The 14,042-nt window shown below is 66.9% G+C and carries 11 protein-coding genes; 5 read left to right on the forward strand and 6 right to left on the reverse strand.

Annotation, left to right across the window (positions count from 1 at the left end; genetic code table 11):
* The first annotated feature begins 11 nt into the window (after nt 1-11).
* The gene (locus tag J7J08_RS00155; RefSeq protein ID WP_214900366.1) at nt 12-1,163 is read left to right on the forward strand and encodes a mechanosensitive ion channel domain-containing protein; all 1,152 of its coding nucleotides are present in this window, start codon (nt 12-14) and stop codon (nt 1,161-1,163) included.
* Nucleotides 1,164-1,368: 205 nt separating this feature from the next.
* On the opposite strand, the gene J7J08_RS00160 is transcribed toward J7J08_RS00155, so the two are convergent.
* Genes J7J08_RS00160 through typA form a run of 3 tightly spaced genes read right to left on the reverse strand, consistent with a single transcriptional unit; the run spans nt 1,369 to nt 5,376 of the window.
* On the reverse strand, nt 1,369-2,976 hold the full coding sequence (locus J7J08_RS00160; RefSeq protein WP_214900368.1) for an amidase: 1,608 nt from the start codon (nt 2,974-2,976) through the stop codon (nt 1,369-1,371).
* A gap of 56 nt (nt 2,977-3,032) precedes the next feature.
* Complete coding sequence (locus J7J08_RS00165; protein ID WP_214900370.1) at nt 3,033-3,518, reverse strand: DUF2127 domain-containing protein; 486 nt, start codon at nt 3,516-3,518, stop codon at nt 3,033-3,035.
* A 10-nt stretch (nt 3,519-3,528) separates the two neighbouring features.
* Nucleotides 3,529-5,376, reverse strand: a complete 1,848-nt coding sequence (gene typA, locus J7J08_RS00170) for a translational GTPase TypA (RefSeq protein WP_214900376.1) — start codon at nt 5,374-5,376, stop codon at nt 3,529-3,531.
* Nucleotides 5,377-5,718: 342 nt separating this feature from the next.
* On the opposite strand from typA, the gene J7J08_RS00175 reads away from it, so the two are divergent.
* From J7J08_RS00175 to J7J08_RS00190, 4 genes are all read left to right on the forward strand, one after another.
* Nucleotides 5,719-6,210, forward strand: a complete 492-nt coding sequence (locus J7J08_RS00175) for a peptidylprolyl isomerase (protein WP_214900378.1) — start codon at nt 5,719-5,721, stop codon at nt 6,208-6,210.
* Between the two features lie 115 nt (nt 6,211-6,325).
* A complete protein-coding gene (locus J7J08_RS00180) occupies nt 6,326-7,312 on the forward strand; it encodes a malate dehydrogenase (RefSeq protein ID WP_214900380.1) in 987 nt (328 codons plus the stop codon).
* A 494-nt stretch (nt 7,313-7,806) separates the two neighbouring features.
* Nucleotides 7,807-9,684, forward strand: coding sequence for a propionate--CoA ligase (gene prpE, locus J7J08_RS00185; protein WP_214900381.1), 1,878 nt, complete (start codon nt 7,807-7,809; stop codon nt 9,682-9,684).
* A gap of 222 nt (nt 9,685-9,906) precedes the next feature.
* Nucleotides 9,907-10,401: a hypothetical protein gene (locus tag J7J08_RS00190; RefSeq protein WP_214900382.1), complete on the forward strand. Its 495-nt coding sequence runs from the start codon at nt 9,907-9,909 to the stop codon at nt 10,399-10,401.
* A 125-nt stretch (nt 10,402-10,526) separates the two neighbouring features.
* On the opposite strand, the gene J7J08_RS00195 is transcribed toward J7J08_RS00190, so the two are convergent.
* From J7J08_RS00195 to J7J08_RS00205, 3 genes are all read right to left on the reverse strand, one after another.
* On the reverse strand, nt 10,527-11,138 hold the full coding sequence (locus J7J08_RS00195; RefSeq protein WP_214900383.1) for a glutathione S-transferase N-terminal domain-containing protein: 612 nt from the start codon (nt 11,136-11,138) through the stop codon (nt 10,527-10,529).
* Nucleotides 11,139-11,227: 89 nt separating this feature from the next.
* Nucleotides 11,228-11,686: a cell wall hydrolase gene (locus tag J7J08_RS00200; protein WP_214900384.1), complete on the reverse strand. Its 459-nt coding sequence runs from the start codon at nt 11,684-11,686 to the stop codon at nt 11,228-11,230.
* Between the two features lie 311 nt (nt 11,687-11,997).
* Nucleotides 11,998-14,031, reverse strand: coding sequence for an NADPH-dependent 2,4-dienoyl-CoA reductase (locus tag J7J08_RS00205; protein WP_214900385.1), 2,034 nt, complete (start codon nt 14,029-14,031; stop codon nt 11,998-12,000).
* Between the last annotated feature and the right edge of the window lie 11 nt (nt 14,032-14,042).

Below are 14,042 nucleotides of genomic sequence, written 5' to 3' on the forward strand. Positions count from 1 at the left end.
CGGGAGCGTGCATGCACGTGGACTGGCAGATGGCCGCCGCCTACCTTTGGCCGATTGGAATCGCGCTTGCGATAGGCATTACAGGCTGGTGGGCGTTGATGGCGCTCACCCATCGTCTCAAAGGCCGCGATTACCGCCGCGCCCGCATTGCGCGCGTCATCAGCCGGCCGCTGGCGTTCGCGCTGCCGATGCTGGTGCTGATTCCCGCACTGGAAGCCACCCCGCTGGATGGGCGCTGGCTCGACCAGTCGCTGCGCCTGCTGCATATCGGCCTGACGGCGTGCTTCGTCTGGCTGCTGGTGCGCGCGGTCGCCGCCGGCGAACAGGCCATCCTGCGCGACAATCCGATGGAAGTGGCCGACAACCTGGCCGCGCGCCGCATCCAGACCCAGACCCGTGTGCTCAGCCGCGTGCTGATGGGCGCCATCATCCTGGTCGGCGCCTCGATGGTGCTGCTGACCTTCCCGATGGTGCGCCAGATCGGTACCGCGCTGCTGGCCTCGGCCGGCATCATCGGGCTGGTCGCCGGCATCGCGGCCAAACCCGTGTTCGGCAACCTGATCGCCGGCCTGCAGATTGCGTTGACCCAGCCGATCCGGCTCGATGACGTGGTGATCGTCGAAGGCGAATGGGGAAGGGTGGAGGAGATCGGCAGCAGCTACGTGGTGGTGCGGATCTGGGATGAGCGGCGGATGGTGGTGCCGCTGACCTGGTTCATCGAGAACCCCTTCCAGAACTGGACCCGGCGCAGCGCCGATCTGCTCGGTACCGCGTTCCTGTGGCTGGACTACCGCGCGCCGATCGTGGCGATCCGGGGTGAGCTGGAGCGCATCTGCAAGGGTGAAGCGCTGTGGGATGGTCGCGTCTGCGTGACCCAGGTGACCGAAACCACCGAGCACACCCTGCAGGTACGGCTGCTGGTCAGCGCGCGCAATTCAGGCGATGCGTTCGACCTGCGCTGCATCGTGCGCGAACGCATGCTCGACTTCCTCGCGCGCGAACATCCACAGGCGCTGCCGCGTACCCGCGCCGAACTGCTCGAGCGCTCCGATCCGCCGGCCCGCACCCCGCGCTCGCAGCCGGCCGACGACGTGCGCTCGCCCGGCGCAGAGGATGGCCCACCCGCGGTGGTGCCGGTCGACGACCCCGGGCAATCCCAGTAATGCCTGGGCCGGCCAACGGCCGGTGCTACCGTCAGGCATGCGAAGCCCATGGTTGATTGATCCGGATCCCGATGGGCCTGTAATAATTCGTAGCCCCGGCCGTTGGCCGGACACCGCGCGCAGCGCGGCCCAAGCATCCGGAACCGGTTCTTCAACGCTCGCGACCAACACCCCGGCGTTTACACCCAACCGAAGCCAACCCCGCCTACGGCAACAGCGCCTCGGTCCCGAACCGGGGCGGGCGGCGTGCAGCGGTGCGCTGCTCGTAACCATAGGCCAGCTCGATCAACTTCGGCTCGCTCCACGCAGTGCCCATGAACAACAGCCCCAGCGGCAGCCCGTTCACGTGCGCCATCGGCACCGTCAGGCTCGGGTAGCCGGCCACGGCGGCGGCGCTGTAGCTGCCACCCGGGAAGTCATCGCCCTTGCCGGTACGGATCGCCCATGCCGTGCCCGTGGTGGGTGCCACCAGTGCGTCCAGGCGCTCGGCCTTGAGCACCGCGTCGATCCCTTCGGGGCCAGCCAGGCGGCGCGCCTGGGTGCGTGCAGCGATGTACCCGGGGTTGCCCAGGCCGTCTGCCTGCGCGGCCGTTTCCATCAGGTCCTGGCCGAACAGCACCAGCTCCTTGTCGGCATGGGTGCGGTTGAAGGCGATGATCGCGTCCAGGTCGCGCACTGGCGCCTGGTGGCTGGTGAGGTAACGCTGCATGCCGGCCTTGAACTCGTGTAGCAGCACCACGCGTTCGGCGTCTTCCCATTGCCCCTGGGTGGGCAGTTCCACCGGCACTACCACGGCACCGGCATCGCGCAGCACGCCGATCGCGTGCTGCAGGGCCGGGGCCACGCCCGGCTGCTGGTCCAGGGGGCCGTGCAGCACCCCGATGCGCGCGCCGCGCAGGCCGTCCGGGTTCAGGCGCGAGGTGTAGTCATACACGGCCCGCCCGGGCATGGTCGCGGTGGCCGGGTCGGCATCGTCGCGCCCGGCCATCGCGGTCAGCAGGGCGGCGGCGTCTGCCACGTTGCGGGTGATCGGGCCGGCGGTGTCCTGGCTGAAGGAGATCGGCACGATGCCATCGCGGCTGACCAGCCCGACCGTGGGCTTGAGCCCGACCACGCCGTTCACCGCCGCCGGGCAGACGATGCTGCCGTCGGTTTCGGTACCCACTGCAGCGGTCGCCAGGTTGGCCGACACCGCCACCGCGCTGCCGCTGCTGGAGCCGCAGGGGGTGTGGCTGAGCCGGTACGGGTTGCGGGTCTGGCCGCCACGTGCGCTCCAGCCGGAGATGGACTGGCTGGAGCGGAAATTGGCCCATTCGCTGAGGTTGGTCTTGCCCAGGATCAGCGCACCGGCGGCGCGCAGGCGGGTGACCAGGAACGCGTCATCGGGGCGGAAACCGGCCAGCGCCAGCGAGCCGGCGCTGGTGCCCATCGGGCGGGCGCCGATGTTGTCCTTGAGCAGCAGCGGGATGCCGTGCAGCGGGCCTCGCAGTTGGCCGCGGCGGCGCTCGGCGTCCAGCGCTTCCGCTTCCTTCAGCGCATCGGGGTTGAGTTCCAGTACCGCGTTGAGGCGCGGACCGGCCCGGTCCAGCCGGGCAATCCGCTCCAGGTAGGCGCGGGTGAGGGTGACGCTGTCCAGTTCGCCGGCGGCCATCGCGGCCTGCAACTGGGTGATATCGGCTTCGGCGTAGGCGAAGGGGGTGTCGCGCGGAGCCGCACGGGCAGCCGCCTGGGCCTGGTTGAACAAGGGCACCGGCGAAGGCGTGCAACCCAGCAATGCGAAGGCCAACACGAGCGTTGTCAGTGGCGCGCGCATCTGTGTATCCCCGGAACGAGCGCTCAGGCTAACCAGCGCCGCACACGCTTGGCAACTCACGCCGGCGGTTGGGCCGGGCCGTGGCGCTTGCGGATGTCGCGGGCGAGTACGCCGACCACGATGAGGTTGATCACCAGCACCGACCACGAGGCCCAGCCCGGGTGGCGGATGATCGCGAAAATGTCGAACGGCAGGTAGATGCCAGCGGTGACGCAGCCCAGCCAGGAGGCCCAGGCTTTGGCGCGCCAGAGGCCCCAGGCCTCGAACAGATGCAGGATGCCGTACGCCACCATGGCCGCAGCGGCCAGGTGGACGGCATCGGGGCTGATCATGTTGAGCAGCGAGGGCAGGGTGCCGTGATCCGGGTCCAGGCTGAAACGCCGGATCAGGGCATTGACCCCATCGCGCAGTGGCTGCGGGCCGAGCACTTCCAGCCCGGTGGCTGCCAACAGCGCCAGGACCGCCTTGCTGGCTTCCAGCAAGGCGATCAGGTGAAGCCCCGGATGCTTGTGAGGATCCGGGTTGTAGGGCGTGTCGGTCACAAGGGTCCGATCAGCCGCCGCGCGAAGCCTTCTTGCGATCGCTTTCGGTCAGCCCCTTCTTGCGCAGGCGGATTTCCTTCGGGGTGATCTCGACCAGCTCGTCGTCTTCGATGAAGTCCAGGGCCTGTTCCAGCGAGTACTTGATCGCCGGGGTCAGCTGGATCGCGTCGTCCTTGCCCGAAGCGCGCATGTTGGTCAGCGGCTTGGTCTTGATCGCGTTGACGGTCAGGTCGTTGTCCTTGGAATGGATACCGATCAGCTGGCCTTCGTACACGTTGTCGCCTTCGGCGGCGAACAGCTTGCCACGCTCCTGCAGCGGCCCCAGCGAGTAGGCGGGGGTGGCGCCCGGGGCATTGGCGATCATCACGCCGTTCTGGCGCTTGGCGATGGCGCCCTGTTCCTTCGGGCCGTAATGGTCGAACACGTGGAACAGCAGGCCCGAACCCTGGGTCAGGGTCTTGAACTCGTTCTGGAAGCCGATCAGGCCACGGGCCGGGATCTGGTATTCCAGGCGCACACGGCCCTTGCCGTCCGGTTCCATGTTCTTCAGCTGGCCTTTGCGGGTGCCCAGCTTTTCCATCACGCCGCCCTGGTGCTGTTCTTCGATGTCCACCACCAGCTGTTCGATCGGCTCCATGGCCTGGCCGTCGATCTGCTTGATGATCACTTCCGGACGCGACACGGCCAGCTCGTAGCCTTCACGACGCATGTTTTCGATCAGCACCGACAGGTGCAGTTCGCCACGGCCCGAGACCAGGAACTTGTCGGCGTCTTCCAGCTGTTCGACCTTCAGGGCCACGTTGTGGACCTGTTCGCGGTCCAGGCGGTCCTTGATCTGGCGGCTGGTCAGGAACTTGCCACCGGACAGGTCCTTGTTGCCGGCGAACGGCGAGTTGTTGACCTGGAAGGTCATCGAGATGGTCGGTTCGTCGACGGTCAGTGCCGGCAGTGCTTCCGGGGTTTCCGGGTGGCACAGGGTGTCGGAGATGGTCAGTTCCTGGATGCCCGAGATGGCGACGATGTCGCCGGCTTCGGCCGTGTCCTGCTCGATGCGTTCCAGGCCCAGGAAGCCCAGCACCTGCGCGACCTTGCCGTTGCGCTTCTTGCCTTCACGGTCGATCACCGCGACCTGCATGTTCTTCTTCAGGGTGCCGCGCTGGATGCGGCCGATGCCGATCACGCCCACGAAGTTGTTGTAGTCCAGCTGGCTGATGCGCATCTGGAACGGACCTTCCGGGTCCACTTCCGGCTTCGGCGCGTGCTGCATGATCGCTTCGTACAGCGGGGTCATGTCGCCGTCGCGCACGCTGTCTTCCAGACCGGCGTAGCCGTTCAGGGCCGAGGCGTAGACGATGGGGAAGTCGAGCTGTTCATTGGTGGCGCCGAGCTTGTCGAACAGGTCGAAGACCTGGTCGATCACCCAATCCGGACGCGAGCCCGGGCGGTCGACCTTGTTGACCACCACGATCGGCTTGAAGCCCATCGCGAAGGCCTTCTGGGTGACGAAGCGGGTCTGCGGCATCGGGCCGTCCATCGCGTCGACCAGGATCAGCACGGTGTCCACCATCGACAGCACGCGCTCCACTTCGCCGCCGAAGTCGGCGTGTCCGGGGGTGTCGACGATGTTGATGCGGTTCTTGACGCCGGTGCGCTTGTCTTCCCAGGTGATGGCCGTGTTCTTGGCCAGGATCGTGATGCCACGCTCCTTTTCCTGGTCGTTGCTGTCCATCACGCGCTCGGCGAGCACGGTGCGCTCGGAGAGGGTGCCAGACTGCTTGAGCAGCTGGTCCACAAGGGTGGTCTTACCGTGGTCGACGTGGGCGACGATGGCGATGTTGCGAAGATTTTCGATAGACATGCGAAAGGGGGCCAGTCGGCGCCGGATTTGGAAAAAGAAGTCCATCATTATACGGCCAACATGTCCAAACGCGAAAACTGCGGTTGGCGGGAGGCAAATGCCCATTCAGCGAAGAGGCGGTAGCGCCGAGGAGAACGGCCTGGAGCTGTTCTCAACGTCGCCTGGCGACGGCCCGGAGGGTGCCTGCCAGGACGGCCAGGCATAACGTTGGCCGCACGGGATCCTGAGGGCCGGCCAACGGCCGGCGCTACTGGAGGTCTGCGGCCATGGTCGAAGCCTCGTCTCCGGCAGGGGAGGTGTATCCTTATCGGCTGACAACAACCCCGTATAGCAAGGATCCACATGTCCCTCATTGCCACTTTCGACACCACCCAGGGCCCGATCAAGGTCGAGCTGTTCGCCGACAAGGCGCCGCTGACCGTGGCCAACTTCGTCAACCTGGTCCAGAAGGGCTTCTATGACGGCCTGATCTTCCACCGCGTCATCCCCGATTTCATGATCCAGGGCGGTTGCCCCAAGGGCCAGGGCACCGGCGGCCCGGGCTACAAGTTCGAAGATGAAAAGAACGGCGTGAAGCACCAGATCGGCTCGCTGTCGATGGCCAATGCGGGCCCGGCGACCAACGGCAGCCAGTTCTTCATCACCCACATCAAGACCGACTGGCTGGACGGCAAGCACACCGTGTTCGGCCAGGTCCTGGACGGCCAGGCGATCGTGGATTCGGTCAAGCAGGGCGATGTGATCCATTCCATCACGCTGGAAGGCGACGCCGACGCCGTATTGGCTGCACAGGCCGACCGCGTGGCCGAGTGGAACAAGATCCTCGCCGCCTGATCCCCCTCCAACGGCCTCCTGTCATGGGAGGCCGTTTCGCGTTTCCGGCCGCCCCGCCAGGTTTCTCCCCGCCCGGTGGCCACTCCCACACCGCTTCTAAGCAGAGGAAATCCCCATGAAAGCACCTGTTCGTGTTGCCGTGACCGGCGCCGCCGGCCAGATCGGCTACGCCCTGCTGTTCCGCATCGCCTCCGGCGAAATGCTGGGCAAGGACCAGCCGGTCATCCTGCAGCTGCTCGAGCTGCCGGTCGACAAGGCCCAGGCCGCGCTGCGCGGCGTGATGATGGAACTGGAAGACTGCGCGTTCCCGCTGCTGGCCGGCATGGTCGGCACCGATGACGCCGAAGTGGCATTCAAGGATGCCGACATCGCCCTGCTGGTCGGCGCGCGTCCGCGCGGCCCGGGCATGGAGCGCAAGGACCTGCTGCTGGAAAACGCCAAGATCTTCACCGCGCAGGGCGCGGCGCTGAACAAGGTCGCCAGCCGCAACGTGAAGGTGCTGGTGGTCGGCAACCCGGCCAACACCAATGCCTACATCGCCATGAAGTCGGCGCCGGACCTGAACCCGCGCAACTTCACCGCCATGCTGCGCCTGGACCACAACCGTGCGCTGAGCCAGCTGTCGTCCAAGCTGGGCAAGCCGATCGGTGGCATGGAGAAGCTGGTCGTGTGGGGCAACCACAGCCCGACCATGTACCCGGATTACCGCTTCGCCACCGCCGACGGTGCGTCGATCGCCGATGCGATCAACGACCAGGAATGGAACGCCACCACCTTCATCCCGACCGTGGGCAAGCGCGGCGCGGCGATCATCGAAGCCCGCGGCTCGTCCTCGGCCGCGTCGGCCGCCAATGCCGCCATCGACCACGTGCGTGACTGGGTGCTGGGCAGCAACGGCAAGTGGGTCACCATGGGCGTGCCGTCCGACGGTTCCTACGGCATTCCGGAAGGCGTGATCTTCGGCTTTGCGGTGACCACCGAAAACGGTGAGTACACCCTGGTCAAGGACCTGCCGGTGGACGACTTCAGCCAGAAGTACATCGACAAGACCCTGGCCGAGCTGGAAGAAGAGCGCGCCGGCGTCGCCCACCTGCTGGGTTGATCGCGCACCGTGACAGGTAGGTGTCGACCGCTGGTCGGTACGTATTGAAAGACGCCGGGCTTGCCCGGCGTTTTTTTTGCTCTTCGATCCCCCTCATTGCGAGCGTTGAGGGCCCCGCCGCGGCCGGCAGGCCCCTGCGCAAATGTCCCCCGGCCGACGCCTCGCGGCGACGGCCTCCTCCTTTACTTTGCCAGGAGCCTACCGGCCGCGACGGGGCTCGGCTTGCGGTTCGCGATGGAAAAACGGAAGTCAGGGGCGACGCCGGTGGATCGAGTGCCGGGGCGCCATACCCTTGAAGGCGAAGTAAAGGAGGAGGTGTCGGCCACAGGCCGACGCCGGGGGACATTCGCCGGAAAGGGTATGGCGCCCCGGCGCTCGATTCATCGGCACCCGCGTTTGGTTCACAGCGCGCGCTCCGTACGACCAAGGTCGGACAGTTCGGCCGCCGCCATCGGACTATGCTCGAAGGCATGATCTTGTCTGGGAGGGCTGTCATGCGTTACGAAGATGTCTACCGGCGATCGGTGGAGGAACCCGAAGCGTTCTGGGCCGAGGAAGCGCACCGGATCTATTGGCATGTACCGCCGCAGCAGATCCTGGATTACAGCAACCCGCCGTTCCGCCGCTGGTACGTGGGTGGCCAGACCAACCTCTGCTACAACGCGGTGGACCGGCACCTGGTCGACCGCCCCGACCAGCTGGCGCTGGTGGCCATCTCCACCGAAACCAATGTCACCCGCGAAATCACCTACCGTGAACTGCATCGCGAGGTGAACGCGTTCGCCGCGGTACTGCAGCGGCTCGATGTGCAGCGTGGCGACCGCGTGGTCATCTACATGCCGAACATGGCCGAAGCCGTGTTCGCGATGCTGGCCTGCGCGCGCATCGGTGCGATCCATTCGGTGGTGTTCGGTGGCTTTGCCGCGCACAACCTGGCGCTGCGCATCGATGATGCCGCGCCCAAACTGCTCATCGCCGCCGATGCCGGCAAACGCGGTGGCAAGGTGATTCCGTACAAGGCCATGGTCGATGCGGCGTGCGCCGAAGCGCAGTCGCCGCCCCCGCACGTGCTGATCGTCTCGCGCGGGCTGGACCCGGCCGAACCGAAGGTGCCGGGCCGCGACGTCGACTACGCCACGATGCGCGAGGAGGTTGGCGACCAGGATGTACCGGTGGTATGGCTGGAATCGAGCGAGCCCAGCTACCTGCTGTATACCTCCGGCACCACCGGCAAGCCCAAGGGCGTACAGCGCGATGTGGGCGGTTACGCGGTGGCCATGGCGCAGTCGATGGTAACGGTGTTCGACTGCAGACCCGGCCAGGTGATGTTTTCCACCTCCGATGTGGGCTGGGCGGTCGGGCATTCGTACAACGTGTACGGCCCGCTGATCGGCGGCTGCACGTCGCTGTTGTACGAGGGCCTGCCGACCCACCCGGATCCGGGCATCTGGTGGGCGTTGTGCGAGCAGTACGGCGTACGCACGCTGTTCTCTTCGCCGACCGCGATCCGCGTGCTGAAAAAACACGACGCCGACTTCATCCGTCGCCACGACCTGGATTCGCTCAAGTACGTGTTCCTGGCCGGCGAGCCGCTGGACGAACCGACCGCGCACTGGATCAACGATGCGCTGGGCAAGCCGATCATCGACAACTACTGGCAGACCGAAACCGGTTGGCCGGCGCTGACCTTGTTGCCCGGCGTGGACCTCAAGCCGGTGCGCTTCGGCTCGCCGGGCTTCCCCAACCTCGGTTACCGCATGAAGGTGATCGACGAGAACACCGGCGCGGAAGTACAGGCCGGGCAGAAGGGCGTGCTGGTGATGGTGCCGCCGCTGCCGCCGGGTTGCATGAGCACCGTGTGGAATGACGACGAGCGCTTCCTCAAGAGCTACTTCAGCCACTTCAAGGAGCTGCTGTACAGCTCGCTGGACTGGGCGATCCGCGACGAGGAGGGCTACACCTTCATCCTGGGCCGCACCGACGACGTGATCAACGTGGCCGGGCACCGGCTGGGCACGCGCGAGATCGAGGAATGCATTTCCGGCCACCCGCTGGTGGCCGAAGCGGCGGTGATCGGGGTCAAGGACGAACTCAAGGGCCAGGTGCCGCTGGTGTTCGTCACCCTCAAGCAGGCGGTCGAGGGCGACGGCAGCGCGGTGGTGGCGGAGATGATGCAGCGGGTGACCCAGAGCCTGGGCGCCGTGGCACGCCCGGCGCACATCCACCTGGTCAACGCGCTGCCCAAGACCCGCTCGGGCAAGCTGATGCGCCGCTCGCTGCAGGCGCTGGCCGAACAGCGGGACCCGGGCGACCTGTCCACCCTGGACGACCCGGGCGCGTTGGACGAGATCCGCCGGGCGCTGGGGCGGTAGCTATCACCGGGTGTCCGGCTGCCGTCTCCCATGCTGCAGTGCATTACCCGGCGCAGGAGACCTCGGTTAAGCTGCGGGGGTGATCGTTGTGGGCCAGATGCGCGCCGCGCCGGGGATGGCGCGCGCGGGCGGGGCCGATGTCTGGACGAACGCAAGGGGCGTACGCGTTCCGGTTGCTGCCGGGGCGTGCGTGCAGGGGGACCAGGTAACAGGGGGAAACACATGGCGTACATCCATGCCAAGACGGCCGCTGGCCGTCAGGAAATCGAAGACCGTGCGCGGCGGCTGCCGCCGGGGTTGCGCTCCATTCTGCTGATGGTCGATGGTCAGCGCGATGACAATGAATTGACCGGGATGTTGCCCGGGCTGCGCGCGCCGGACGACGCGCTGGCGCAGCTGGCAGAGATGGGCCTGATCGAAGTGGTTGGCGGGGCGCTGGCGCCGTCGGCGCCGCGCGCGTTCACCTCGGGCCGCGAACAGGATCCGGTGCTCTACAAACAACTGTACGAATGGATGAGCGAGTCGGTCCGGAAGTACCTCGGTCTGAAGGGCTACTTCATGCAGCTCAAGATCGAGCGCTGCACCGATGCGGCCAGCCTGGAAAAGCTGTGGCCGGAAATGGCCACGGCGGTGTCCAAGGCGAAGAGCCCGGCGCTGGCCACCCGCTGGCTGGAGGAAACCCGCGCGCTGCTGGCCAGCCAGCCCGAAACGGTCTGACCACCTTCGGGCGGGTGGGCAATCGTAGGGCCACGCCCTGCGTGGCTTCGCGGTGCTGGACGAAGAGCAGCCACGCAGGGCGTGGCGCTACGTCTGGCCGGGCAGAGCCCGGCGCTACGCCATTCTCAATTCAGGCCTTCGGCCTTTAGTGCCGCCTGCACGCCGGTGTCGGCTTCCATTCGGGTCTTGAATGCGGCCAGGTTGTCCAGGCCGCTCAGGTCGAGCTTGGCACCGGCCGCCCAGCGCAGGGTGATGTAGAAGTACGCATCGGCGTAGCTGCGGAAACCGGCCAGCCAGGGCTTGTCGGCGAGCTGGCGGTTGGCCGTTTCGAACAGGCCACGCAGGCGCTTGCGGGCAGCGTCGCGGATCGCGTCGTACTGGCTTTCGTCGGCGATGAACTTGGCCGGCGCGAACAGCGGCGAGAACGCCGGGTGCAGGTCCGAGTTGACGAAGGCCAGCCAACGGTTGGCTTCGGCGCGCTGCTGCGGGCTGCCGTCGCCGCCCAGGCCGGCCTGCGGGTAGCTGTCGGCGATGTAGCCCATGATGGCCGCGTTCTGGGTCAGCACGAAGCTGCCGTCGACGATGGTGGGCACCGAGCCGGCTGGATTGATCGCAAGATACGCCGGAGCCTTCAGGGTGACCTTGTCGAGCAGTTCCACTTCGTACGGCTGGCCGGTCCACTGCAGGGCGATGTGATCGGCAGTGGAGCAGGCACCGGGCTTGCTGTACAGCTTCATGGGGAACTCCGTCGGGATGGAAGTAAGGTGAGCCACCCACTATCCCAGAGCCGGCCCCGCATCCTCAACGGTATGGCCGTAACAGATCGTTACGACGCGCGTGGCTTGAGTTTCTGCACGCGATAGAACGTGTGGTCGCCGATGGTGGCCACCTGATAGGCATTGCGCCAGCTGGGGCTGGCGATGGCCAACGCGGCGAAATGGCTGGCGCCCGGCACGATTTCCTTGCGCTCGCCTTCCGGCAGCGCCCAGTTGCGCTCGGCGTCGAAGGCCACCGTCATGGCTTCTTCCCAGGCATCGGTGTTGCCCAGCTGGGTGCCGGGCGCCACGATGGTTGGCGCGAACTGCTTGCGCGCGGTGACCACCTTGCACATCGAGTCACCCCACAGCCCACTGTCCAGGCGGCGCAGCGCCACTTCCGCAACGGCTTGCTGGCCGCGCAGGGTCTGGTCACGCGCTTCGAGGTAAACGGTCGTGCTCAGGCACAACGAATCGGCGGCCGGCTGGGGCAACAACTGCGACAGCCAGAGTATCCAGGCCAGTTTCATAAATCTCCTTGCTCCGTATGGGCCGCACCTGACTGCTCCGTCCGATTGTGGGGACGGGGGCGTGAAGGCACTGCTTGGCGTCATGGGGAGGCGGCCATCGGGGCCGCCCGGGAGCGGCACCCGAAAGACGTGGGGGCCGCGCGCTCACTCGAACTGGGTGGTGAGCGGGAAAGTTGGCGCACGATAGGGGGGGATTTCGCAACGCATCCTGAACCGGAGAGCTTGACATTCAGCTTCGCTGGGAGGTCGGGAAGCCGCATTCAGGTGTCTTCGGCGGCACTGTCTGGGCCGGCCGTTGGCCGGCACTCCGGTTACAGGGCAGCCGCGAGGCGGCTGCCCTGCTTGATGGCGCGCTTGGCATCCAGCTCGGCAGCCACATCGGCGCCGCCGATCAGGTGGGCGTCCACGCCGGCTGCAAGCAACGCGGCGTGCAGGCCGCGGCGCGGTTCCTGCCCCGCGCAGACCACCACGTGGCTCACCGGCAGGGTCTGCTCCTGGCCATCAATGCGGATGTGCAGGCCATCGTCGTCCACGCCGAGGTACTCCACGCCGCCAAGCATCTTCACACCCTTGGCCTTGAGCGTGGCGCGGTGGATCCAGCCGGTGGTCTTGCCCAGCCGTGCGCCCGGCTTGCCCGGGCTGCGCTGCAGCAGCCAGACCTTGCGCGCGGGGGCTTCGGGCTGCGGCCGTGCCAACGCGCCGCGTGCCTCGAAGTGGGGGTCCACGCCCCATTCGGCCATCCAGCGCGCCGGGTCCAGCGCGGGCGAAGGGCCTTCATGCACCAGGAACTCGCCCACATCGAAGCCGATGCCGCCGGCACCGATGATTGCCGCTTCCGCGCCCACCTCCACCCTGCCCAGCAGTACGTCGAGATAGCTGACTACCTTGGGATGGTCGGCCCCGGGGAAATCGACCTGGCGCGGGATGATGCCGGTGGCGACCACCACCGCGTCGAAGCCGGCCAGCGTGGCAACGTCGGCCATCGTGCCGAGCTTCACGCTGACGCCGGTTTCCTCCAGCTTGTGCCGGAAGTAGCGCAGCGTCTCGTGGAATTCTTCCTTGCCGGGAATGCGCTTGGCCACGTTGAACTGGCCGCCGATCTCGCTGCCGGCATCGAACAGGGTGACCGCATGGCCGCGTTCGGCGGCAACGGTGGCGCAGGCCAGGCCGGCCGGACCCGCGCCCACCACCGCGATCTTTCTGGGGGCGGTCGTCGGACGATAGACCAGCTCGGTTTCATGCACGGCGCGCGGATTGACCAGGCAGCTGGCGGTCTTGTTCTCGAACACGTGGTCCAGGCAGGCTTGGTTGCAGGCGATGCAGGTGTTGATCGCGTGCGCGCGGCCGGCGCGCGCCTTGTTGGCCCACTCCGGATCCGCAAGCAGCGGACGGGCCAGCGACACCATGTCCGCGCCGCCGCCTGCCAGGATGTGTTCGGCCACATCGGGCATGTTGATGCGGTTGGTGGCGATCACCGGTACGCGGACATGTGGCTTGAGCTTGGCGGTGACCCCGGCGAATGCCGCGCGCGGTACCGAGGTCGCAATGGTGGGCACGCGCGCTTCATGCCATCCGATACCGGAATTGATCAGGGTTGCGCCGGCTGCTTCGATCGCCTTGGCCTGCTGCACGATTTCGACCCAGTTGCTGCCGTCCTCGACCAGATCAACCAGCGACAGCCGGTAGATGATGATGAAATCCGGTCCGCAGGCCTCGCGGATGCGGCGGACGATTTCCACCGCGAACTGCATGCGCTGGGTGGCGTCGCCGCCCCAGCGGTCGCGGCGCAGGTTGGTGCGCGGGGCGATGAATTCGTTGATCAGGTAGCCTTCCGAGCCCATGACTTCCACGCCGTCGTAGCCGGCCTCGCGAGCAAGCCGCGCGCTGCGCGCGTAATCGGCGATATGCCGTTCCACGCCGCGCGCCGACAGCGCGCGCGGGGTGAACGGATTGATCGGCGCCTTCTTCTTCGACGGCGCCACCGACAAGGGGTGGTAGGCGTAGCGGCCGGCATGCAGCAACTGCAGGCAGATCTTGCCGTCATGGGCATGCACCGCCCCGGTCAGCTGGCGGTGCGGGCCGACTTCCCACGGCCAGGACAGCTTGCCGCCGAACGGCTTGAGCCAGCCCACCACGTTGGGCGCGTAGCCGCCGGTGACGATCAGCCCGACCCCGCCCGCCGCGCGTTCGGCGAAGTACGCCGCCAACCGCGGGAAGTCGCGCGCGCGGTCTTCCAGCCCGGTGTGCATGGACCCCATCAGGATGCGGTTGCGCAGGGTGGTGAAGCCCAGGTCGAGCGGGGCGAACAGATGGGGGTAAGCGGGGGAATCGGCGGCTGGCGACATGAAGATACGCT

The organism is Stenotrophomonas sp. ISL-67, assembly GCF_018612915.1.
In the GTDB taxonomy this organism is placed as follows: Bacteria; Pseudomonadota; Gammaproteobacteria; order Xanthomonadales; family Xanthomonadaceae; genus Stenotrophomonas.